Source organism: Prescottella sp. D32 (assembly GCF_037287305.1).
Lineage (GTDB): Bacteria > Actinomycetota > Actinomycetes > Mycobacteriales > Mycobacteriaceae > Prescottella > Prescottella equi.
Genome location: NZ_JARBSW010000001.1, coordinates 1,683,707 through 1,705,943, shown reverse-complemented (window position 1 = coordinate 1,705,943; position 22,237 = coordinate 1,683,707). Strand labels below are relative to the sequence as shown.

The window sequence follows — 22,237 nt, the reverse complement described above, 5'->3', positions numbered from 1 at the left end:
GCGGCACGCCCCCGGCCTCAGCTGCGCTCGACCTCGACCATGAAGAAGTCCTCCTTCGCGGCGCCGCAGTCGGGACAGCGCCAGTCGTCGGGAATGTCCTCCCATCGCGTCCCAGGGGCGATGCCCTCGTCGGGCCAGCCGAGTTCCTCGTCGTACTCGAATCCGCACTGCGCGCACTGATAGAGCTTGTAGTCCTTCATGATCCCTGTCCTCTTTCCCGTCAGACGGGTTCGAAATCGATCTTCTCCCGGACACCGCAGTCGGGGCAGCACCAGTCGTCGGGCACCGTCGCCCACGACGTCCCCGCCGGGAACCCCTCACGGGGAGCTCCGACGGCCTCGTCGAACACGAACTCGCACACCGGGCAGCGATACGCGCTCATGCCGCTCCCCCGTGGGCCGCGAGCAGCTTCTCCCGCCTACTCGGCTGCAGGTTGACCTTCGTGATGTCACCGTCGTAGTGGGCGAGGACCTTTCGATCCATCACCGCCCGCCACAGGGGCGGCACGTACGCGAGCATGATCATGCTGGCGTACCCGCTCGGCAGGTTCGGCGCGATGTCCATGCTCCGCAGCGTCTGGTAGCGCCGCGTCGGGTTGGCGTGGTGGTCGCTGTGCCGCTGCAGGTGGTACAGGAAGATGTTGGTGCAGATGTGATCGCTGTTCCAGCTGTGAGCGGGCGTGCACCGTTCGTAACGCCCACTCTCGGTGCGCTGCCGCAGCAACCCGTAGTGCTCGAGATAGTTGACGGTCTCCAGCAGGGAGAACCCGAACACGGCCTGCAGCAACAGGAACGGCGCCACTTCCCAGCCGAAGATCGCGATCATCGCGCCGAACAACACCACCGACATCAGCCACGCGTTCAGCACGTCGTTCCGAATTGTCCACGGCCCCTTCCCGAGCCGCTCCAGGCGCGCCTTCTCCAGGCGCCAGGACGACCGCAGACTGCCCCACACGCTGCGCGGGAGGAATGCCCAGAAGCTCTCCCCGAAGCGTGAACTCGCGGGGTCCTCGGGGGTCGCGACCCGCACGTGGTGGCCGCGGTTGTGCTCGATATAGAAGTGGCCGTAGAACGACTGCGCGAGCGTGATCTTCGACAGCCATCGTTCCAGGTCGTCCTTCTTGTGGCCGAGTTCGTGCGCGGTGTTGATGCCGATCCCGGCCACGCACCCGACACTGATCGCGAGACCGATCTTCGAGACCAGGCCCAGGCCCCCGTCGATCCCGAGCCAGCTCAGGTCGTCCGCCGACCACAGGTAGCACGCGACCACCACCGTGACGATCTGCAGCGGGATGTACGCGTAGGTGCACCAGCGGTAGTACCGATCGTTCTCGAGCTGTTCCATAACCTCGTCGGGCGGGTTCTGCCCGTCCGCCCCGAAGGCGAGGTCGAGGATCGGCAGCAGCACGTAGACGAGCAGCGGACCGATCCACCACCACACCGGCGCCACCGCCCCGAGCCCGACCCGATTGAACGCCCAGACCAGCGCGAGCGCCAGGAAGATCGCGGTGGGCGGAATCAGGCCCAGCAGCCACAGATAACGCTTCTTGTCGCGCCAGACCGGCACTTCCGTTTCGACAGCTCCGTCCGCCGCCATGATCGTCCCCTTCCACGAGGCCACTCCAACGTGAGCAGCATCACCCTGGAATTGACGATACGCGTCCTCGTGTACGGGGTCTAGACAATCGCAAAGATTTGTAAACCGGTCAGGACTTCTCCTTCGCCTCCGCCGCCGCCGCGCGCTCGCGAACCCCGATCATGGAGTGCCGGCGACTGTAGGCGAAGTAGACCACCACACCGATCGCCATCCAGACGATGAAACGCAGCCAGGTCTCGACGGAGAGGTTGAACATCAGCCACAGGCAGGAGAGCACCGCCAGGATCGGGACGAGCGGTACCAACGGCACCCGGAAGCCGCGCGGCAGGTCCGGACGCGTGCGACGCAACACCACGACGCCGATCGACACCAGCACGAACGCGAACAGCGTTCCGATGTTCACCATTTCCTCGAGCGTGCCGATCGGGAAGAACGCGGCGAGAACGGCGACGACGACACCGACCAGCACCGTGATCCGCACGGGGGTGCCGTGCTTACCGGTAGGCGCGAGGCTCCTCGGCATCAGGCCGTCCCGCGACATCGCGAACAGCACGCGGGTCTGGCCGAGCATGAGGACCATGACGACGGTGGTGAGGCCGGCGAGGGCGCCGAACGAGATGAGGTTCTTCGCCCAGTCCATGCCGTTGATCGCGAACGCCGTCGCGAGCGTGGAGTCGTCGCCGGCGAGGTCTGTGTACTTCACCATTCCGGTGAGCACGAGGGAGACCGCCACGTAGAGCACCGTCACGATCGCGAGCGATCCGAGAATGCCGCGCGGCAACGCCTTCTGCGGATTCTTGGTCTCTTCCGCGGTCGTCGCCACGACGTCGAAGCCGATGAACGCGAAGAACACGAGGCTGGCAGCCGCGAGGAGGCCGTACCAGCCGAATGTGCTGCCGCCGGCGCCGGTGACGAACGAGAACAGCGACTGGTGGATGCCCTCACCGGTCGATCCGGCCTCGGACGGCGGAATGTACGGGGAGTAGTTCTCGCCCTTGATGTAGAAGGCGCCGACCACGACGACGAACAGCACGACCGCAACCTTGATCGCGGTGATCACCGCGGAGACCCGCGACGACAGTTTCGTGCCGGTCGCCAGGAGGACGGTGATGATCGCGATGATGAGGACCGCGCCCCAGTCGATTTCACGAGAACCGATGTGCAGCACGGGGCTCGAGCTGCCCAGCACCTCACCGAGGTACAGCGACCAGCCCTTCGCCACCACCGACGCCGCGAGTGCGAACTCCAGGATCAGATCCCAGCCGATGATCCAGGCGACGAACTCACCGAAAGTCGCGTACGAGAAGGTGTACGCGCTGCCCGCGACGGGGACTGTCGACGCGAATTCCGCGTAACACAGGGCCGCCAACGCACACGCGACGGCCGCGAACACGAACGCCAGCGATACCGACGGCCCCGCAATGTTGCCGGCCGTCCGCGCGGTGAGGGTGAAGATGCCGGCGCCGATCACGACCGCGACGCCGAAGACCGTCAGGTCCCACGAGGTGAGGTCCTTGCGGAGTTTGGTCTCCGGCTCGTCGGTTTCCAGAATCGACTGCTCGACCGACTTGGTGCGGAACAGACCTGATCGTGATCGTGCGCGGGTACTACCGACATTCGGGTCGGACGTCGCCATCGCTGCCTCCTCGGAGGTGGGGATGGAGAAAGCCTATGCCGGTGGGACGCCGCCAGCACGGTTTCGCGACACGCCGCCTGACCTGGGACGAAACACCCAAACGGCACTCGCGCGGTATACGCGCGGCCCGATCTCGGGCGGGGCCGCGGAACGGGGCGTCAGCCCCCCACCCCGGCCCGGAAGATCTGGGTGTCGTCGGCGCAGGCCTGGATGTGAACCTGGTTGTCCGACGCCGAGATCCAGGCCGCACCGCCCCGCTCGAGAACGAGCGAGTGCGGGCCGCACCCGAGCTTGGCCGCACCCGACGTGCACAGCAGGATCTGCGGGCCGTCCGGCTCGATCGTCACGGAGACCTCGGAACCGGCGTCCGACGCGTCCAGGTCGATGCGGGTCAGCACGAACTCCGCCGCGGGCGTCGCGTAGGCCACCTCGCCGGGCCGGCCGGTCGGAGCCGGCGCCAGCAACGGCACGTCGACGGAGTCGAAGTCGAGCACCCGCAGCAGTTCCGGCACATCCACGTGCTTGGGGGTGAGCCCGCCCCGCAGCACGTTGTCGGAGTTCGCCATGATCTCGACTGCCGTGCCGTGCAGGTAGGCATGGAGGTTGCCGGCGGCCAGGAACAAGCCCTGCCCGGGCTCGAGCGTGATGCGGTTGAGCAGCAGCGCCGCGAGCACCCCGGCATCACCCGGGTAGCCCTCGCTCAGTTCGAGCGCGGTTCGCGCCTCGGGGACGAACTCGGCCTCGGCCGCGTCGGGCCGCGACAGGTACCGGACACAGCCGTCGAGCACGGGAGGCAACAGCGCCGACAGTGCCGGCGACGGCAGCGTGATCCACGTCGTGAACAGTGCGCGCAGACCGTCCGGGTCCGGCTGACCGGCCAGCAGACCGACGTAGGGCGCAAGTTGTTCGACCTCGAGCGCCTGCAGGAACCGCACGGTGCGGTGCGGATCCCGGAACCCGGCCAGCGCCTCGAACCTGGTGAGCGCGACGACCAGTTCCGGCTTGTGGCTCGCGTCGCGGTAGTTGCGTTCCGCCGAATCCACGGGGATACCCACCGCGTCCTCGCGCGCGAACCCCTCACGGGCCTGTTCCGCACTGGGATGCGCCTGCAGCGACAACGGTTCCTCGGCGGCCAGCACCTTCAGCAGGAAGGGCAGCCGTTCACCGAACTGCGCGACGCTCCGCTCCCCGAGTTCGGACAACGGCGCGGCGTCGATGACGTCCCGCAGCGAACGGGTGCCGCCGTCCTCGATCACGTGTGCGGGATCGCCGGGATGCGCTCCCAACCACAGTTCCGCCTCCGGGTGTGCACTGGGGCTCGGACGACCGCACAGTTCTGCGAGCGCGGTCCGCGACCCCCATGCGTACGACCGGAGCGCCCCTTCGAGTTGGCGCACTAGTTACCACCGATCAGACGTAGATAGGCCGCGCTCATCTCGAGTCGGCCGACGAGAATTGCGAGTTGCTCGACGTCGGTTCGCGTACCCCCGGGCCCCGGCGACCGCGATGCCGACCCGGCGAGGTCCGGCGCGCTCTCGCTGCCGTCGGCGACGACGACGTCGGCGTCGGGAAGAGCCGCGACGCGACGTTCGACCAGTGCCCGATTCTCTTCGAGCGCCAGCACCACGACACGCACGGCCGCAGCGGGGGCCGGACCGTCGAGTTCCTCGTCGTGGAAGAACGGGTCGTAGCCGGCCGCGGTGCCGGACGGGAACCGGCGCACGCCGCTCACCGCATCGGGCAGGTCCGTCGCGGCGGCCACGTCCGCTCCGACGCGCAGCAGCGCCTCGCTGCCGTGCCGCGCCACGAGCGCGGTCGTCCGGGAATCCCCGGTGAGCACGACACGTCGGCCCTGCAACCGCGCGGCCAGCGACTTCGCCGGATTGTGGAAGACCTCGTTCGACGGGTGATCGCGCACCGCCTCCGCGTCGACCACGTCGGCGAGACGGTCGAGATCCGGGACGATCTTCGCCGTCCGCTCCGCGTCGACGGCGACGAGGACCGCCAGGAACGCTGCGAGGTACCGGAGCAGTCCGTGCTGACCCGGGACGGCGACGCGGGGCGGCAGGAGCAGGGCCCGCCCGGCACCCGCAGCCCGCATCGGGCCTTCGTCCGGGGCGACCACGACGACCTCGGCGCCGCGCCGCAGCGCGCCGTCGACGGACTCGACGAGGCGCGGGTCACCCGCATCGTCACCGGCGACGACCACCACGTCGAGCGGACCCACCCAGGGCGGTGTCCCGACTGCTCCGAGTACCGGGACCCCGATGCGGCTACCGACCGCAGCCTGGGTCAGTTCCGCGGCCCGGGACGCGCTGCCCTCGCCACTGACCAGGACGACGCTGCGCGGCTGCATGCCGTGCAGCCGGGCCAGTGCGTTCTCGTGCACCGCGGCCGCGGTCGCACGGATCTGGGCACCGCCGAGCGCCGCGAATCTGAGTGTGCCGTCGACATCGGCAGCGAGCAGGGCGTCGACATCGTCGAGATCGAGCAGAGACGACGGAGCTGTCATGGCGAACACACCTCCCTTTCACTCCCACTCAACCCTGTCCCCCCGACGAGTCCAGGTGAATCGAGTATCCCAGCAATCGACGTTCTAGGCGCGGACCGTTCCGAGGATCTCGGTGACGAGCGCGTCCACGTCGGCGGACGTGCGGGCCTCCACGTTCAATCGCAGCAGCGGCTCGGTGTTGGAGGCGCGCAGGTTGAACCAGGCACCGTCGCCCAGGTCGACGGTGACGCCGTCGAGACGATCCACGGAGACCGTGCGGTCCGCGAACTGCGCTATGACGGCCTCGGTGCGCTCGGACGCGTCCGCGACGGTCGAGTTGATCTCGCCGGACGCGGCGTATCCCTCGTACGACGCCATCAGCTCCGACAGCGGCCGATCCTGCTCACCGAGGGCGGCGAGGACGTGCAGTGCCGCGAGCATGCCGGAGTCGGCGCCCCAGAACTCACGGAAGTAGTAGTGCGCCGAGTGCTCGCCACCGAACACCGCGCCGGTCTCGGCCATCTGCTGCTTGATGAAGGAGTGGCCGACACGGGTGCGGACGGCCGTGCCGCCGAGCTTCTCGACGAGTTCCGGCACGAAACGCGACGTGATGAGGTTGTGGATGATCGTGGCGCCGGGCTCCTTCGCCAGCTCGCGATCGGCGACCAGCGCCGTCACCGCCGACGGCGAGACCGGGTCGCCCTTCTCGTCGACCACGAAGCACCGGTCGGCGTCGCCGTCGAACGCCAGCCCGATGTCGGCGCCCGTCTCGCGCACGAACTTCTGCAGGTCGACCAGGTTTGCCGGATCCAGGGGGTTCGCCTCGTGGTTGGGGAAGGTGCCGTCGAGCTCGAAGTACAGCGGCAGCACCGTGACGGGCATGGGATCGAACACCGCCGGGACCGTATGGCCGCCCATGCCGTTGCCGGCGTCGACGGCGATCTTCAGCGGCCGAAGGTCGGCCAGTTCCACCAGGCCGCGGACAAAGCTCGCGTACTCGGCGAGCACGTCCTGCTCGGACACCGTGCCCGCGTCTCCGTCGTACGCGGGCACACCCTCCGCGACCTCACGGGCGATGACGGCGAGACCGGTGTCCTGCCCCACCGGCTTGGCGCCCGCGCGGCACAGCTTGATGCCGTTGTACTTCGCCGGATTGTGGCTGGCGGTGAACATCGCGCCGGGGCAGTCGAGGATGCCGGAGGCGAAGTACAGCTGGTCGGTCGACGCGAGCCCGATGTGCACGACGTCGAGGCCCTGCCCGACGACGCCTTCCGCGAACGCCCGGGACAGTTCGGGTGACGATGCGCGCATGTCGTGTCCGATCGCGACGCGGGTCACCGGCGCGATGCCGGTCGCCTCGTCGCGGACCAGTCGAGCGAACGAGGCACCGACGTCGCGGACGAACTCGACATCGATCTGCTCGCCGACGACACCACGCACGTCGTAGGCCTTGATCACGGCATTCACGGATTCGACGGATCGAGCCACTGCTGGTTACTCCTGCTGTTCGTAGATGCGACAGACGGGGCTTTTCGGGCCGATTCGTCCACCGGGTCGATCACCGAGCCTAGTGGGGACCGTGCCGGGTTCGCCTCCCGAGCGGCAGCGCCGGGCGCGTGGTAGGCCTCCGAGCGGAGAACGGCGGTCGCCGAGGGCGCTGTCGCGCGCCGGGACGGATCAGTTGGCGGGGTCGGGTAAGACGCGCAGATGACCGCGCCGACCGGTCCGCACCGTGGGCGGCGCCGACGGCACCGAAGCACCGGAACGGGACTCCGGCGAGCCGTCGTCGGTGCGGGGGCGCTCCCCCAGGCCGGCCTCGCGGACCGCTTCGGCCAGCGCGGTGAGATCGTCCTCGTCGGGTGTGCTGGACGAGAAACCGCCCTCGTAGCGCACGAGTTCCCAGCCCTTGGGGGCGGTGATGCGCGACGCGTGGGTCTCGCACAGGTCCCACGAGTGCGGCTCTGCCACCGTGGCCAGCGGACCCACGACGGCGGTGGAATCCGAGTACACGTACGTCAAGGTGGCGACAGCAGGGTTCTTGCACCCAGGCCGGCAGCATCGACGCAGTGATCTCACAAGCAAGGAGACTAACCCCATGCGTCCGGTTGGCATACTCGGACACACCGAGGAAACGATTCCGGGACTGCTCGCACGCGTCCGTGCCACAGGTCACCGGCGGCGTCCAGGGGTGCGGTTCGGCGGTCGCGGTAATCTCCACGGCATGGCCAGATCTCGTCGCCCTCGCCCACTGACGTCGCGCTCGGTCGCGCGCCGGGGCCGCGGCATCCGGGGACCGCTGTTCCCGCCGGATCTGCCGGCAGCGCGCACCCGCGCGGAGAAGTTCGATCAGTTGGTGCTGGGAGCTTTCGAGCCGATCGATGCACGATGGCACGACCGCCTCACCAAGCTGGACATCGCGGTCGACGAAGTGCCGCGTATTCGCGCCATCGACCCGGATTCGGTGAACTGGCCACCGGAAGTCGTCGCAGACGGACCGGTGCCGCTGTCGCGTCTCATCCCCGCGGGCATCGATCGGCGCGGGACGGCGACGCGCGCACGCATCGTCCTGTTCCGGCGCCCGATCGAATTGCGCGCCAAGGATCCTCAGGACCTCGAAGACTTGGTGCACGACGTCCTGGTGGAGCAGGTGTCCACCTATCTCGGCGTGGACCCCGAAGTGATCGACCCCGATCTACCGGGAGCCGACGAGTAACGAATCGTCAGATGATGCCGCGCTTGAGGCGCCGGCGCTCGCGTTCCGACAGTCCGCCCCAGATACCGAAGCGCTCATCGTTGGCGAGTGCGTACTCGAGGCATTCGCCCCGCACCTCGCACCCGAGGCAGATGCGCTTGGCCTCACGCGTCGATCCGCCCTTCTCGGGGAAGAACGCCTCGGGGTCGGTCTGCGCGCACAGCGCCCGGTCCTGCCACTGTTCCTCGGCCGGGTCGACCATCGCGTCGAGTCCCGGGATCAGACTGAGCTGCGGGACGGTCACGCCGAGTTCGAAGTCGACGGCGTCGCCGAGCGACACATGTGCGTCCGAATCGGCCTGCGGCTCGTCGTCGACAACGCTCAGAGGAGTGTCGAACTCATACTGCCGGTACTCGTACTGCTGGTACTGCATCGCTCCGCCTCCCCACCTGTGTTCTAGCGCAGAATTAGTCGATCGATCTCGATGGAAATCACGCCGTTCTCGCCTCGAGGGCTACCCGTGCAACGGCCCGAACGATGGTTCGAACCGACAGCCGCTCCAGATGAACTCGCCCCTCGAACCTGGAATGACATACATGTGATTAGACATGCCCTGGCGTGTCGGGTCAAGCTGAACGGGAAAAGTCGTTTACTATCCGCGCCCCATCGCACAGCGTGGTAGAACCCGGTTCGATGAGACAGCCTCGATCAGCACTGAGCGACAACGCATAGGCTTCGGGTTGTGAAGGTGACTGTATTGGTTGGCGGCGTCGGAGGGGCCCGTTTCCTCCAAGGTGTTCGAAATCTGCTCGGCGACGACTCGGCGGCGCCGGACGCGTCGTCCGATCACGAGATCACGGCGATCGTCAACGTGGGTGACGACGTCTGGATGCACGGGCTGCGTATCTGCCCCGATCTCGACACGTGCATGTACACCCTCGGCGGGGGTATCGACCCGGAACGTGGCTGGGGTCACGTCGGCGAAACCTGGAATGCCAAAGAGGAACTCGCGGCGTACGGCGCCCAGCCCGACTGGTTCGGACTCGGCGATCGCGACATCGCCACGCACCTCATCCGCAGCCAGATGCTGCGGGTCGGCTACCCGCTCTCGGCCGTCACCGAAGCCCTTTGCAAGCGTTGGCAGCCCGGTGTCTCGCTGTTGCCGGTCAGCGACGACCGCAGCGAGACCCACGTCGTCATCACCGACCCCGAGGATCCCACCGGCGAGCAGCAGAAGGCGATCCACTTCCAGGAATGGTGGGTCCGGTACCGCGCCCAGGTTCCCACGCACAGCTTCGCGTACATCGGTGCGGAGCAGGCGAAGCCGGCCCCCGGAGTCCTCGAGGCGATCGAGTCCGCGGACGTCGTGCTACTCGCGCCGTCGAATCCGGTCGTGAGCATCGGCGCCGTTCTCGCCGTCCCCGGGATCCGCGGCGCACTGCGCACCACCAAGGCGAAGATCGTGGGACTGTCGCCCGTCATCGACGGAAAGCCGTTGCGCGGCATGGCGGACGAGTGTCTCGAGGTGATCGGCGTGGAGACCTCCGCCGAAGCGATCGGCCGCCACTACGGTGCGCGTTCGGGTACCGGAATCCTCGACGGCTGGCTCGTGCACTCCACCGACCGGGCCGACATCCCCGGCGTCGAGGTCCGCAGCGTCCCCCTGCTGATGACCGACCCCGAGGCCACGGCCGAGATGGTCCGCGCCGCCTTCGACGTGGCCGGAGTGAGCCTGTGAACGACCGGAGTGAGCCTGCGAGCGTGCGCGATCACGGCGCCGGTCGGGCGATCGAGATCGTGCCCGTCACCGGGCTTCCCGAGTTCCGGCCCGGCGACGACCTGGCCGGCGCGATCGCGGAGGCGGCACCGTGGCTCGCCGACGGCGACGTTCTCGTCGTGACCAGCAAGGTGTTCTCGAAGGTCGAGGGCCGGATCGTGGCCTCCCCCACCGACCCCGACGAGCGGGACGCTGCCAGGCGGCGCCTCGTCGACCAGGAGGCAGTCCGGGTGGTGGCCCGCAAGGGGCGCACTCTCATCACCGAGAACCGACTGGGCATCGTGCAGGCGGCGTCGGGCATCGACGGCTCGAACGTGGACGGCGCCGAATTGGCGCTGCTGCCCGAGGATCCGGACGGCAGTGCCCGAAAGTTGCGGTCCGACATCGAGTCCCGTCTGGGCGTCGACGTCGCCGTCGTCGTCACGGACACGATGGGACGGGCGTGGCGCATCGGCCAGATCGACGCCGCGATCGGGGCCTCGGGTGTGCCGGTCCTGCACGCGTACGCCGGTGCGGTCGACGGCCAGGGCAACGAACTGTTCGTGACGGAGGTCGCGGTCGCCGACGAGATCGCGGCGGCAGGCGATCTCGTGAAGGGCAAGCTCGGTGGAGTGCCCGTCGCGGTCGTCCGGGGGCTGGGTCTCGAAGACGACGGGTCGGCCGCCGAGAAGCTGATCCGCCGCGGACCCGAGGACCTGTTCTGGCTCGGCACCGCGGAGTCGGTGGAGATGGGTCGCCGCGAGGCGCTGCTGCTGCGCCGGTCGGTGCGTGAGTTCTCCCACGACGTCGTCGACCCCGACGCACTGCGGGACTCGATCGCGGAAGCGCTCACCGCACCCGCACCGCATCACACCCGGCCGGTGCGGTTCGTGTGGCTGCGCAGCCGTGACGTCCGCGGCCGCCTGCTCGACGCGCTGCAGCAGCGCTGGCGCAACGACCTCGCCGCCGACGGGTTGAGCGCCGAGCGGATCGAACGTCGAGTTCGCCGCGGCGACATCCTCTTCCGCGCACCCGAGGTCGTGATCCCGTTCTGCGTGCCCGACGGCGCACACGACTACCCCGACGAGCGCCGCACCCGTGCCGAGTCGACGATGTTCACCGTCGCGGTCGGCGCGGCGGTGCAGGGTCTGCTGGTCTCGCTCGCGACCCGTGGCCTCGGCAGCTGCTGGATCGGTTCGACGATCTTCGCGGCCGACACCGTCCGGGGCGAGCTCGACCTTCCCGACGACTGGCAGCCCCTGGGCGCGATCGCGGTGGGACATCCGGTGCAGCCGCTGACGCCCCGCAAGCCGGTCGCGCCGGGCGACGCCCTCGTGGAGCTGTAGATGTCGGCGCGGTCACTGCACGCGTCCGCGCGCGAGGCGCTGCAGAACTGGGACACGGACTCCGACGACGCGGAGTCGTTGCGGCACACGATGCTCGCGTTTCTCGACTCCGCTCCCGACGGCTGCCTGCGCTCGCACGCACCCGGGCACATCACCGCGTCGTCGCTCGTCCTGGACGAGGACGGACGGCACGTTCTGTTGACACTCCACCCGCGGGTGGGCCGGTGGATCCAGCTCGGCGGGCACTGCGAGCCCGGCGACGAGACCGTCGTCGACGCGGCCCTGCGCGAGGCGCGCGAGGAGTCCGGCATCGAGGGGCTGCGTATCGAGCCGCGAATGCTGTCCGCGCACACGCACCCGATCACGTGCTCGCTGGGCGTGCCCACCCGCCACCTCGATCTGCGTTTCCTCGTCACCGCGCCCGGGCCGGCGTCGGAGGTACCGATCACCATCAGCGACGAGTCGCAGGATCTGCGCTGGTTCCCGCTCGACGACCTGCCGGAGGGTGCCGAGAAGGAGACGATCGATCATCTGGCGCTCCGCGCCCGTGCGCCTTTTCGGTAGCTGCAACTACCGAAAAGGCGCACGGGCGGCGAAGCCGCCTACACCAGCAGCTTCGCCGCGGTGGCCGCGACCACATCGTCGACGCCGATGCCGGGGGCCGTCTCGACCAGCCGCAAGCCCTCGTCGGTGACGTCGAGGACGGCCATGTCGGTGATGATCCGCTGGACGCAACCCTTGCCGGTGAGCGGCAGGGTGCACTCGTCGAGGATCTTGGATTCGCCCTTCTTGGAGACGTGTTCCATCATCACGATCACCCGCTTGGCGCCGTGGACGAGGTCCATCGCACCGCCCATGCCCTTGACCATGTGGCCGGGGATCATCCAGTTGGCGAGATCACCGCGGGCGCTGACCTGCATCGCGCCGAGGACGGCGACGTCCACCTGACCGCCGCGGATCATCCCGAACGACTGCGACGAGTCGAAGTACGACGCGCCCGGCAGGACCGTGATGGTCTCCTTGCCCGCGTTGATCAGTTCGGGGTCGAGTTCGTCCTCGGTGGGGTACGGGCCCACGCCGAGCACTCCGTTCTCGGAGTGCAGCACGACGGTGATGTCCTCGGGAATGTAGTTCGGCACCAGAGTCGGCATGCCGATGCCGAGGTTGACGTACTGACCGTCGGCGAGTTCCCGGGCGACCCGGGCGGCCATCTGCTCGCGGGTCAGCTTCTGCGCAATTGCCTGAGTCATGCTCGTACCGTTCGCTTCTCGATTCCGACATTGACCTTGCCCACGTGCACCACCCGCTGCACGTGGATGCCCGGGGTGTGAATCTGGTCCGGGTCCAGCTCGCCGGGTTCGACGAGGTGCTCGACCTGCGCGATGGTGATCCGGCCCGACGCCGCGGCGGGCGGGTTGAAGTTGCGCGCGCTGCGGCGGTACACGAGGTTGCCGTGGCGGTCGCCCTTCCACGCGTGGACGAGCGCGTAGTCGGCGGCGATGCCGCGCTCCATGACGTAGGTCGTGCCGTCGAACTCGCGGGTCTCCTTGACTGGGCTCGCGACCGCGACACCGCCGTTGCCGTCGTAGCGGCGCGGCAGCCCGCCCTCGGCCACCTGCGTTCCGACGCCGGCCGGAGTGAAGAACGCGGGGATGCCCGCGCCGCCGGCACGCAACCGCTCGGCGAGCGTGCCCTGCGGCGTCAGCTCCACCTCGAGCTCACCGGACAGGTACTGGCGCGCGAACTCCTTGTTGTCGCCCACGTACGAACTGATGGTTCGTCGGATGCGGCCCTTCTCGAGCAGCACACCCAGACCGAAGCCGTCGGTCCCACAGTTGTTGCTCACCGTCTCGAGGTCGGTGGCGCCCTGGTCGAGAAGCGCGCCGATGAGGATCTCCGGCACTCCGACCAGGCCGAACCCGCCGACGGCGATCGTCGCGCCGTCCGGCACGTCTGCGACGGCCTCGGCCGCTGTGGCAATGACTTTGTCCATCATGGCGGCCAGCATACGACGCTTCGTACGTAATGTGAACCACCGTCCGCATCATGAACACGCCACCGCTCGGCATTGATCGCAGCGACCCGACGCACTACCGTGTTCGTATAGCGTCACATCGTCCACATTGCGAACAGCATTCGGTTCCCCCTCACCCTGTTCCCCGAAGAGGTCTCTCATGCTCCATCTGCCCCCGCAGTACCGGCCGCTCGGCGCCGGCGTGAACGCCCCGCCCGACTTCGCCGACTACAAGACGACCGGTCTGCGCAGTCCCCGGCAGCCCCTGAAGTTGCTGCCGCAGCGCCTCGGTGAACTGACCGGACCGGTGTTCGGCGAGGACCGCATCCAGGCCGGCGACGCCGATCTGACCATCGCGAACGGCGGCGAAGCCCAGGGCCAGCGGATCGTCGTGCACGGCCGCGTGCTGGACTCGAACGGCAAACCCGTCCCGAACACCCTGCTCGAGGTGTGGCAGGCCAACGCCGGCGGCCGCTACCGCCATACGGGCGACAACTGGCCCGCACCGCTCGACCCGCACTTCGACGGAGTGGGTCGCTGCGTCACCGACGCCGACGGCCACTACACGTTCACGACGATCAAGCCCGGTGCGTACCCGTGGCGCAACCACGACAACGCGTGGCGCCCGTCGCACATCCACTTCTCACTGTTCGGCACCGCGTTCACCCAGCGCCTGGTCACGCAGATGTACTTCCCGGACGATCCCCTGTTCTTCCAGGACCCCATCTACAACGCTGTGCCCGCCGAGGCGCGGCACCGGATGGTCAGCGTCTTCGACTACGACGCGACCGTGGCCGACTGGGCACTGGGGTTCCGCTTCGACATCGTCCTCCGCGGACGCGACGCCACTCCGTTCGAGGACGACGAGGATCACGATGACTGACACCGCCCCGCAGCACACCGCCCCGCTCTACTCCGTCACGCCGGGCGACTTCACCACCGCCCCATTCGGTGTCACCCCGTCGCAGACCGTGGGCCCGTACTGGCACATCGGCCTGCCCTGGGCCGACGGCCCCGACGTCGTGGCGCCGGGGACCCCCGAACGGATCACGCTGCGCATCACCGTCATCGACGGCGACCGCGTCCCCGTGGCGGATGCGATGGTCGAGACCTGGCAGGCGGACGCGGTCGGCCGCTTCGCCCATCCGGACGATCCGCGCGGCGCAGCCGCACCGACTCCGGCGGGATTCCGCGGCTTCGGCCGGGCCGGCGCCGACGAGACGGGCACCGCGGTGATCCACACCGTCAAGCCGGGCGCCCTCCCCGCGGAGAACGACACCGTCGAGGCGCCGCACGTCAACCTCGGCATCTTCGCGCGGGGCATGCTCGAGCGCCTCTACACGCGGCTGTACTTCCCGGAGGACACGCAGGCTCATACCGGCGATCCGGTGCTGCTGGCACTGCCCGAGTCGCAGCGACCCAAGCTGATCGCGAGCAGGACCGACGACGGTTACAGCCTCACGGTCTATGTTCAGGACAGCGACCCCGACGGTGTCGAGACGCCGTTCTTCGAGCTGTGATCAGGAGCCTGGCGTGACACACACCCGCGGTGAACTGTTCGACCCCGTCTTCGGCGGCTCCGCCGTCGCCGCGGAGGTCTCGGATCACGCGTGGGTGGTCGCGCTGCTCGAAGTCGAGGCCGCGCTGTCCCGGGCGGCCGCAACGGTGGGCCTGGTGACGGTCGAACACGCGTCGATCGTCACCGGCGTCGCGACCAGGCTCGCCGCGCCCGGCGCGCTCGACATCGCCGACCTCGGCCGCCGATCCGCCGCGGGCGGCAACCCGGTGATCCCGCTCGTGCAGATCCTCCGATCGGCCTGCGCCGCCGAGGGGGTGCCGAGGTCCGCCGTGCACGTGGGTGCCACCAGCCAGGACGTGATGGACTCGGCGCTGATGCTGTTGTCGCGCAGGGCGGGTCGGCATGTGCTCGCCGATCTGCGGGTCGCGGCGAACGCCGCGTCCGAACTGGCCCGGCGGCACCGTGCCACCCCGATGGTCGCGCGCACCCTGGGACAACAGGCACTACCGACGACGTTCGGCGCACTGGCGGTGTCCTGGTTCACCGGTCTCGACGACGCGGTGACCCGGATCGACCGGGCACTGTCCGCGCTGCCCGTCCAGTTCGGTGGTGCCGCCGGCACCCTCGCCGCCGTCCACCCGCACGGCCTCGCGATGGCCGACGCCCTCGCGGCCGAGCTGGGCCTGGCCCGGCAGGTGGCGCCGTGGCACACCACCCGCACGCCCGTTGCCGCACTCGCGTCCGGCCTGGGGATCGCCGCCGGAGCAGTGTCGAAACCCGCCACCGACGTCATCGCGATGGCCTCCACCGAGTTCGGGGAGGTGGCCGAGGACGCACCCGGTGGGTCGTCGGCCATGCCGCACAAACAGAATCCGGTGTCCGCGATCGCCGCGCGAGCCGCGGCTCGGCGGGTGCCGGGCCTGGTATCGACGATCCTGGCATCGATGGACCACGAGTTCGCGCGCGCCGCGGGCGCGTGGCATGCGGAGTGGGAGACGGTCGGCGACCTGCTGCGGCTCACCGGCGGCGCCGCGCAGCGCCTCGCGTCGAGCCTCACCGGTCTGCACGTCCATGCCGATGCCATGTCCCGCAATCTCGACATCACCGGGGGCCTGATCCTCGCCGAACGGGTGACCGGGGCGCTCGCGGCCCACACGGACTCGGCCCGCGAGATCGTGACCGCCGCCGCGTCTTCGGGAATACCGCTCGATCAGGCGCCGGAGATCACCGCGCACCTGACGGCCGGCGAGCTGCGCGATCTGCTCGACCCCGCGAACTATCTGGGCCACGCGATCGATCTCGTCGACCGTGTGCTCGCTTCTCGAACCACCGGAGGACACCCATGACCGAGGACGGGCGCACTGCCCTGCACTACGAACTGCACGGCGACCCCGACTCCCCGCCGGTTCTCCTGCTCGGCTCGCTGGGCTCGGACCTGCACATGTGGGACCCCCAGATCCACGCACTCTCGGCGCACCATCGTGTGATCGCCGTCGACCATCGCGGCCACGGCGGATCCCCGGCCCCGACCGGGCCGTACACGATCGCGGACCTCGGCGGCGACGTCGTCGCGCTCCTCGACACACTCGGGATCGACGCCGTGCACTTCGTGGGCCTGTCCCTCGGCGGCGCGGTCGGACAGTGGCTGGCAGCACACCGCCCGCAGCACCTGCGCACGCTGACCGTGCTGTGCACGGCAGCGCAGTTCGCGCCCGCGCAGCCGTGGCTGGACCGGGCGGCGGCCGTCCGCGCCGACGGCGTCGCCTCCATCGCGGACGCCGTGGTCGGACGCTGGTTCACTCCCGAACTGGCGCAGCGGGATCCGGAACTGGTGGCCCGCCACGTCGCGATGGTGCGCGGCACCACCGACGAGGGCTACGCGGCCTGCTGCGAGGCGCTCGCGCACTGGGACGGCCGGCCCGACCTGGCGCGCATCGTCGCACCCACACTGGTGATCGCTGCGGAACAGGACGGCCCCACTCCCCCTGCAGCGCTGCAGGAGATCGCGGACGGTATCGCGGGCGCCGAGTTCCACGTCGTGTCGCCCGGTGCACACCTCGCGAACGTCGAGCAGGCCGGCACCGTGACGCGGTTGATCGCCCGCCACATCGCGGCCGCCACTCCGGTCGGGGTCGCCCGACGAGCGGTTCACGACGCCGGAATGTCGGTACGCCGTTCGGTTCTCGGCGACGCGCATGTGGACCGCGCGATCGCGAACAGCACCGCGTTCACGGAACCGTTCCAGGACTTCATCACCCGCACGGCGTGGGGCGACATCTGGGCACGCGAGGGCCTCGACCACCCCACCCGGCGTCTGCTGACGCTCGCGATCCTCACGGCCGTCGGTAACGAGCACGAACTGGACATGCACATCCGGGCCGCACTGCGCGCGGGCACGGCCCCGGAGTTGCTCGTGGAAGTATTCCTCCATACCGCGGTGTACGCGGGTGTGCCGAACAGCAACCGGGCCTTCGCGCTCGGCAAGCAGGCTCTCGCCGACCTGGCGGGCGCCACCGAGGGGAGTACCTGACAGTGACGAATTCGAGCGGGACCGAAGCGGCCGGGGCGTCGACCGACTACGTGCAGTCACTCGCGCGCGGGCTTTCCGTCATCAAGGCCTTCGACGCCGAAAATCCGCGTCGCACGCTCAGCGACGTCGCCCGTGCCACCGATCTCACCCGGGCGACCGCTCGACGCTTCCTGCTCACCCTGGCCGAGCTCGGGTACGTCCGCACCGACGGATCGGCCTTCTGGCTGACCCCGCGGGTACTCGAACTCGGCTACAGCTACCTGTCCAGCCTGTCGCTGCCCGACATCGCCGGCCCACACCTCGAGGCGCTGTCCGATCGGGTCCACGAATCGACGTCCGTGTCGATCCTCGACGACGGCGACGTCGTGTACGTGGCGCGCGTGCCGGTCCGGCGCATCATGACCGTGTCCATCACGATCGGCACCCGCTTCCCCGCGTTCGCGACGTCGATGGGACGCGTGCTGTTGGCCGGTTTGAGCCCCGCGGAGCTGGACGCCTACCTCGCCCGCGTGGATCTGACCCCCATCACGGGCCGCACCATCGCCACACCTGCCGCCCTGCGCGACGAGCTCGACAAGATCCGGGTCGACGGCTTCTGCGTCGTCGACCAGGAACTCGAGGAGGGTCTGCGCTCGCTGGCCGCACCCATCCGCGACCGCGACGGCACTGTCGTCGCGGCCGTCAACATCTCGACACAGGCTGCGCGCTACACGACGGAGGCGGTGTACGACACGCTCGTGCCGGCCGCCGTCGCGACAGCCGACGCCATCTCGGCCGACCTGGCCCGTACCCAGACTCAATCGCCATCGCACCAAGGAACGAGATATGCCTGACGCAGTCATCTGCGAGCCCCTCCGTACCCCCGTCGGCCGCTTCGGTGGCGTCTTCCGGGACGTCGCCCCCGAGGATCTCGCGGCCACGGTGATCACCGAAATCGTCACCCGCACCGGCATTTCCGGTAGCGACATCGACGACGTCATCCTCGGCCAAGCGTCCCCCGGCGGCGAGGCGCCCGCGATCGGACGAGTTGCGGCTCTGAACGCCGATCTGGGAGTGGACGTTCCCGGCCTGCAGGTGGACCGGCGTTGCGGTTCCGGGTTGCAGGCGATCATCCAGGCCGTGATGCAGGTCCAGTCCGGCGGCAGCGACCTCGTCCTCGCCGGCGGCGTCGAGTCGATGAGTCAGGCCGAGTTCTACGCCACCGGGATGCGGTACGGCGTCCGCGGAGAGTCCGTGGCGCTCAACGACCGTCTGGCGCGCGCCCGCGTCACCGCGGGAGGCCGCAACTATCCCGTCCCCGGCGGCATGATCGAGACCGCCGAGAATCTGCGTGCCGAGTTCGACATCAGCCGCGAGGACCAGGACGCGCTCGCGGTGCAGTCGCATCGACGTGCCGTCGCGGCGCAGCAGAGCGGCATCTTCGCGCAGGAGATCGTCCCCGTGGCGGTCCCGCAGCGCCGGGGCGACGCCCTCATCGTCGACACCGACGAGCATCCCCGCGCCGACACGAGCGTCGAGTCCCTCGCGAAGCTGCGCCCGATCCGCGGCAACGTCGACCCCGGCTCCACCGTCACCGCCGGCAACGCCAGCGGCCAGAACGACGGTGCCGCAATCGCAATCGTCACGACACCGGAGAAGGCGGAAGCTCTCGGGCTTCGTCCGCTCGCGCGCCTCGCGAGCTGGGCGGTCGCCGGTGTCCCGCCCCGGACGATGGGCATCGGGCCGGTCCCCTCCACCGAGAAGGCCCTCGCGCGGCTCGGCCTGTCGCTCGCCGACATGGGCGTCATCGAGCTCAACGAGGCCTTCGCGGCCCAGGCGCTCGCCGTGATCCGCACCTGGGGCCTCGAGCCCGACGATGCGCGCCTCAACCCCAACGGCTCCGGCATCTCGCTGGGTCACCCCGTCGGCGCCACCGGGGCCCGCATTCTCGCGACGCTGCTGCGCGAGATGGACCGTCGCGAGGCCCGATACGGCCTCGAAACCATGTGCATCGGCGGCGGCCAGGGCCTGGCCGCGGTCTTCGAGCGCATCGCCTGACCCCGGAAGACGAGCAGGGCCGGCCCCGTGGGGCCGGCCCTGCTCGTTCGCGTCGAGGGTGCAGCGGCGGAGGCGAGCCTCGGTCAGGCCGCCGGCTCCGGCGAGACGACCTCGCGCGTCGCGGCGACGAGTCGATCGAGCCAGGCACCCGTACCGACCGCGCGGCGCAGCGGCTCGTTCGGCAGTTCGATGCTCACCGGCAAACCGGCGGGAAGCGTCGACCAGATACCGGGGAGGTCGATCCCGCCGGTCCCCGGCACCAGCCGCTCCTCCCGGGCGTGCCGGATCAGCTCCGCGTCGTCGGCCGGCGCGGGCACGGAGCCGTCACACATCTGGGCGTAGTGCAGCCATTCGCGCGGGATCGCCGCGAGGTCCGCGAGCGTCGTCGAGGACCGCGCGACGTGCAGGGCGTCCACCAGGACGCTGCGGGCCGGGCCGTCCGCCTGCGCGACGATCTCCACCGCGGCCTTCGCGTCCGGGACCGCCGTCCACGGCATGAACTCGAGACTCGCGACGATGCCGTACCGCGCGCACAGCTCGGCGAGCCGGGCGTACGAGTCGGTCAGCCGGGCGCGGTCGGTGTCGTCGCCGCCGACGAGCACGGCCTTGGCCCCGAGCCGGGCGCCCGTCTCGAGCAGCGGCACGTACGCAGACGGGTCGAAATCCGCAGCGAGCCGGATGATCTCGAGGTCGAACACCTCGACCGGCGAGTCCGCGAGGCGACGCTCGAGTTCGACGAGCGCGTGCTCGTCCTCGTGCAGCGGGTAGGCCGTCGTGCCGGGGGCGGTCGGCAGGAGGCGCAGCCCGATCGTGTCGAACCCGTGGCGCTCGGCGAGCCCCACGTGGTCGAGCGGCGCGGTGTCGAGCACGGTCAGTGCCGCCAGTCCGAGCGGTGCGGTGGTCATCGGTTCTCTCCCGTCGTCGAGGCGAGGCGGCGTCCGGTCAGGACGCCGAAGGTCATGGCCGGGCCCAGGTTGATACCGCCGGACGGGTAGTGCCCGCCCATCACGCTCGACTGGTCCACCCCGACCGCGAACAGTCCGGGCACCGGCTCGTCGGCGGAGTTCAGGACCCGCGACTCGGCATCGGTGACGAGTCCGGCGAAGGTGCCGAAGCTGCCGGGCAGGACCTTGACGGCGTAGAACGGCCCCTTCTGCAGCGGGGCCAGCGCCGCGTTCGGCCACGGGTTGGCGTAGTCACCGGAGCCGATGGTGAACGGCGTGGTGCCCCGGCCGAACTCGGCGTCGACACCGGCGCGCGCACCCACGTTGAAGGCCTCGACGGTCTGCTCGAGCCCGACCGGATCCACGCCGATCTTCTCGGCGAGTTCGCGCAGCGTCGCGCCGCGGGTGAGGTAGCCCGAGCGCAGGTACGGCCAGATCGGAATCGGCAGGGGCTTGGCGAAGCCCAGCGGCAGGTACTTGATGTACTCCTGGTCGGCGATGAGCCACGAGCACACCTCCTCGCCCTCGGGCACCTGCTGCACCATCGCGAGGGTGTAGTCGTGGTAGCCGAGACCCTCGTTGACGAACCGCTTGCCGTTGGAGAGCACACCGATCACACCGGGCTTGCCGCGATCGAGGATGTGCGGGAACACGCCCTCCTTCCCGTTGCGGTACTTCACCACCGAGACGGGGCAGTACGCGACGGGGGACGCGACGCTGCGGTCGAGGCGGCCGCCGACCGACTCGCCGAGGGTGATGCCGTCACCGGTCGTGGTGGACGGCGTCAGCGTCCAGTGCTCGCGCCCGGTCGGGGTGCGCGGGAACAGTTCCCGGCGCCGGTCGATGTCGTGGGCGAAGCCGCCGGTGGCGAGCACGACGCCGCGTCGGGCCGTCACGGTGTACGCGCCCTCGGGGCCAGCGAGACGAACGCCGGTTACCGCGCCCGAATCGTCGGTGGTGAGCGCTGTCGCCGACGTCGAGACCCGGATCTCCACGCCCCGGTCCAGCGCCGAGCGCAGCAGCCGGCCCACCAGCGCCGTGCCGTTCACCAACTGCTGGCCGCGCTGGTGGATCGCCAGGTCGATCAGGTGTTTGGTCACCCGCACACCGCAGTGCACGAACGCCTTGAACGAGCGGGTCGAGTGCAGGAACGCCTGCAGGTCCGGTCCGGCCATGATGCCCATGCCGAGGAACGACGTCTCGTACAGCTGCCGGCGCAGCAGCCGGGCGACGTCCGGGCCCAGCTTGCGCAGGCTCACCGGCTTCGGCCCCACCGAGCGGTGCCCGGTGCCGGCGCCGGGGGTGTCGCCGTGGATGTCGGCGATCTTCGCGCCGGGCGTGAACTGCAGTGCCGTCCGGGTCTCGAAGAACTCCACCATCTCCGGCGCCCCGTCGAGCAGCGCGTCCACCTTGGCACCGTCGAAGTTCTCACCGAGCCGGTTCTCCAGGTAGGTACGCGGCAGCGATCGGTCCTCGCGGATGCCGTCCGCGTGCGCGAACATATTGCGCGGGGCCCACATCCAGCCGCCCGACCACGCCGTGGCGCCGCCGCACACGTCGGATTTCTCCACCACCAGGACCGAGGCCCCGCCCTCGGCGGCCGCGACCGCAGTCGACAGACCACCGGCTCCGGATCCGACCACCACGACGTCGTAGGTGGTGTCGTCGTTCATGTC

Annotated in this window: 23 protein-coding genes; 10 read left to right on the top strand and 13 right to left on the bottom strand. The window is 69.6% G+C overall.

The genetic code is table 11. The features are described 5' to 3' along the window. Nucleotides 1-17: 17 nt before the first annotated feature. From PSS76_RS07850 to PSS76_RS07815, 8 genes are all read right to left on the bottom strand, one after another. Nucleotides 18-200, bottom strand: a complete 183-nt coding sequence (locus tag PSS76_RS07850; RefSeq protein WP_005518720.1) for a rubredoxin — start codon at nucleotides 198-200, stop codon at nucleotides 18-20. Between the two features lie 20 nt (nucleotides 201-220). Beyond that, nucleotides 221-382 carry a rubredoxin gene (locus PSS76_RS07845; protein ID WP_005518718.1) on the bottom strand — a complete coding sequence of 54 codons (162 nt, stop codon included), beginning with the start codon at nucleotides 380-382 and terminating at the stop codon, nucleotides 221-223. Further along, nucleotides 379-1,596: an alkane 1-monooxygenase gene (locus tag PSS76_RS07840; protein ID WP_022597136.1), complete on the bottom strand. Its 1,218-nt coding sequence runs from the start codon at nucleotides 1,594-1,596 to the stop codon at nucleotides 379-381. The genes PSS76_RS07845 and PSS76_RS07840 overlap by 4 nt, the downstream gene beginning before the upstream one ends. 109 nt (nucleotides 1,597-1,705) lie before the next feature. After that, nucleotides 1,706-3,232: an amino acid permease gene (locus tag PSS76_RS07835; RefSeq protein WP_022597137.1), complete on the bottom strand. Its 1,527-nt coding sequence runs from the start codon at nucleotides 3,230-3,232 to the stop codon at nucleotides 1,706-1,708. 158 nt (nucleotides 3,233-3,390) lie between these two features. Further along, the gene (manA, locus tag PSS76_RS07830; protein WP_337456098.1) at nucleotides 3,391-4,629 is read right to left on the bottom strand and encodes a mannose-6-phosphate isomerase, class I; all 1,239 of its coding nucleotides are present in this window, start codon (nucleotides 4,627-4,629) and stop codon (nucleotides 3,391-3,393) included. Continuing rightward, nucleotides 4,629-5,744, bottom strand: a complete 1,116-nt coding sequence (locus tag PSS76_RS07825) for a tobH protein (RefSeq protein WP_337456097.1) — start codon at nucleotides 5,742-5,744, stop codon at nucleotides 4,629-4,631. The genes manA and PSS76_RS07825 overlap by 1 nt, the downstream gene beginning before the upstream one ends. A gap of 84 nt (nucleotides 5,745-5,828) precedes the next feature. Further along, the gene (locus tag PSS76_RS07820; RefSeq protein WP_081120623.1) at nucleotides 5,829-7,211 is read right to left on the bottom strand and encodes a phosphomannomutase/phosphoglucomutase; all 1,383 of its coding nucleotides are present in this window, start codon (nucleotides 7,209-7,211) and stop codon (nucleotides 5,829-5,831) included. A gap of 189 nt (nucleotides 7,212-7,400) precedes the next feature. Continuing rightward, nucleotides 7,401-7,799 (bottom strand): DUF3499 domain-containing protein, encoded by a 399-nt coding sequence (locus tag PSS76_RS07815; RefSeq protein ID WP_013416746.1) that lies wholly within the window; start codon nucleotides 7,797-7,799, stop codon nucleotides 7,401-7,403. A 145-nt stretch (nucleotides 7,800-7,944) separates the two neighbouring features. On the opposite strand from PSS76_RS07815, the gene PSS76_RS07810 reads away from it, so the two are divergent. Then, nucleotides 7,945-8,436, top strand: coding sequence for a metallopeptidase family protein (locus PSS76_RS07810; RefSeq protein WP_037085013.1), 492 nt, complete (start codon nucleotides 7,945-7,947; stop codon nucleotides 8,434-8,436). A gap of 7 nt (nucleotides 8,437-8,443) precedes the next feature. Here PSS76_RS07810 and PSS76_RS07805 read toward each other — a convergent pair whose 3' ends face one another. Beyond that, on the bottom strand, nucleotides 8,444-8,677 hold the full coding sequence (locus PSS76_RS07805) for a WhiB family transcriptional regulator (protein ID WP_172504596.1): 234 nt from the start codon (nucleotides 8,675-8,677) through the stop codon (nucleotides 8,444-8,446). A gap of 480 nt (nucleotides 8,678-9,157) precedes the next feature. Between PSS76_RS07805 and cofD the strand changes: the two genes are divergently transcribed. From cofD to PSS76_RS07790, 3 genes are read left to right on the top strand one after another with little or no spacing between them, the layout of a single operon-like run. Then, on the top strand, nucleotides 9,158-10,153 hold the full coding sequence (cofD, locus tag PSS76_RS07800) for a 2-phospho-L-lactate transferase (RefSeq protein WP_013416748.1): 996 nt from the start codon (nucleotides 9,158-9,160) through the stop codon (nucleotides 10,151-10,153). After that, nucleotides 10,150-11,517 carry a coenzyme F420-0:L-glutamate ligase gene (locus PSS76_RS07795; RefSeq protein WP_337456096.1) on the top strand — a complete coding sequence of 456 codons (1,368 nt, stop codon included), beginning with the start codon at nucleotides 10,150-10,152 and terminating at the stop codon, nucleotides 11,515-11,517. The genes cofD and PSS76_RS07795 overlap by 4 nt, the downstream gene beginning before the upstream one ends. Then, nucleotides 11,518-12,081, top strand: coding sequence for an NUDIX hydrolase (locus PSS76_RS07790; protein WP_081182521.1), 564 nt, complete (start codon nucleotides 11,518-11,520; stop codon nucleotides 12,079-12,081). A 38-nt stretch (nucleotides 12,082-12,119) separates the two neighbouring features. Here PSS76_RS07790 and PSS76_RS07785 read toward each other — a convergent pair whose 3' ends face one another. Together PSS76_RS07785 and PSS76_RS07780 are read right to left on the bottom strand one after the other, a co-directional pair. Then, entirely contained in the window at nucleotides 12,120-12,767 is a 648-nt protein-coding gene (locus PSS76_RS07785) for a CoA transferase subunit B (protein WP_005518700.1), read from the bottom strand. Then, nucleotides 12,764-13,510: a CoA transferase subunit A gene (locus PSS76_RS07780; RefSeq protein ID WP_022597151.1), complete on the bottom strand. Its 747-nt coding sequence runs from the start codon at nucleotides 13,508-13,510 to the stop codon at nucleotides 12,764-12,766. Before PSS76_RS07780 ends, PSS76_RS07785 begins: the two co-directional genes overlap by 4 nt. A gap of 181 nt (nucleotides 13,511-13,691) precedes the next feature. Here PSS76_RS07780 and pcaH point away from each other — a divergent pair, with 181 nt between their 5' ends. From pcaH to PSS76_RS07750, 6 genes are read left to right on the top strand one after another with little or no spacing between them, the layout of a single operon-like run. Further along, the gene (gene pcaH / locus PSS76_RS07775; RefSeq protein ID WP_005518695.1) at nucleotides 13,692-14,414 is read left to right on the top strand and encodes a protocatechuate 3,4-dioxygenase subunit beta; all 723 of its coding nucleotides are present in this window, start codon (nucleotides 13,692-13,694) and stop codon (nucleotides 14,412-14,414) included. Next, nucleotides 14,407-15,051 carry a protocatechuate 3,4-dioxygenase subunit alpha gene (gene pcaG, locus PSS76_RS07770; RefSeq protein WP_084954959.1) on the top strand — a complete coding sequence of 215 codons (645 nt, stop codon included), beginning with the start codon at nucleotides 14,407-14,409 and terminating at the stop codon, nucleotides 15,049-15,051. Before pcaH ends, pcaG begins: the two co-directional genes overlap by 8 nt. 13 nt (nucleotides 15,052-15,064) lie before the next feature. Then, the gene (locus tag PSS76_RS07765) at nucleotides 15,065-16,396 is read left to right on the top strand and encodes a lyase family protein (protein ID WP_337456095.1); all 1,332 of its coding nucleotides are present in this window, start codon (nucleotides 15,065-15,067) and stop codon (nucleotides 16,394-16,396) included. Then, on the top strand, nucleotides 16,393-17,580 hold the full coding sequence (pcaDC, locus tag PSS76_RS07760) for a bifunctional 3-oxoadipate enol-lactonase/4-carboxymuconolactone decarboxylase PcaDC (protein WP_337456094.1): 1,188 nt from the start codon (nucleotides 16,393-16,395) through the stop codon (nucleotides 17,578-17,580). Before PSS76_RS07765 ends, pcaDC begins: the two co-directional genes overlap by 4 nt. A gap of 2 nt (nucleotides 17,581-17,582) precedes the next feature. Then, nucleotides 17,583-18,413 carry an IclR family transcriptional regulator gene (locus tag PSS76_RS07755; protein ID WP_005518689.1) on the top strand — a complete coding sequence of 277 codons (831 nt, stop codon included), beginning with the start codon at nucleotides 17,583-17,585 and terminating at the stop codon, nucleotides 18,411-18,413. Beyond that, complete coding sequence (locus PSS76_RS07750) at nucleotides 18,406-19,617, top strand: acetyl-CoA C-acetyltransferase (RefSeq protein WP_337456093.1); 1,212 nt, start codon at nucleotides 18,406-18,408, stop codon at nucleotides 19,615-19,617. The genes PSS76_RS07755 and PSS76_RS07750 overlap by 8 nt, the downstream gene beginning before the upstream one ends. An 83-nt stretch (nucleotides 19,618-19,700) precedes the next feature. Here PSS76_RS07750 and PSS76_RS07745 read toward each other — a convergent pair whose 3' ends face one another. Together PSS76_RS07745 and PSS76_RS07740 are read right to left on the bottom strand one after the other, a co-directional pair. Then, nucleotides 19,701-20,522: a sugar phosphate isomerase/epimerase family protein gene (locus tag PSS76_RS07745; RefSeq protein ID WP_337456092.1), complete on the bottom strand. Its 822-nt coding sequence runs from the start codon at nucleotides 20,520-20,522 to the stop codon at nucleotides 19,701-19,703. Further along, complete coding sequence (locus PSS76_RS07740) at nucleotides 20,519-22,234, bottom strand: FAD-dependent oxidoreductase (RefSeq protein ID WP_337456147.1); 1,716 nt, start codon at nucleotides 22,232-22,234, stop codon at nucleotides 20,519-20,521. The genes PSS76_RS07745 and PSS76_RS07740 overlap by 4 nt, the downstream gene beginning before the upstream one ends. Nucleotides 22,235-22,237: the final 3 nt, after the last annotated feature.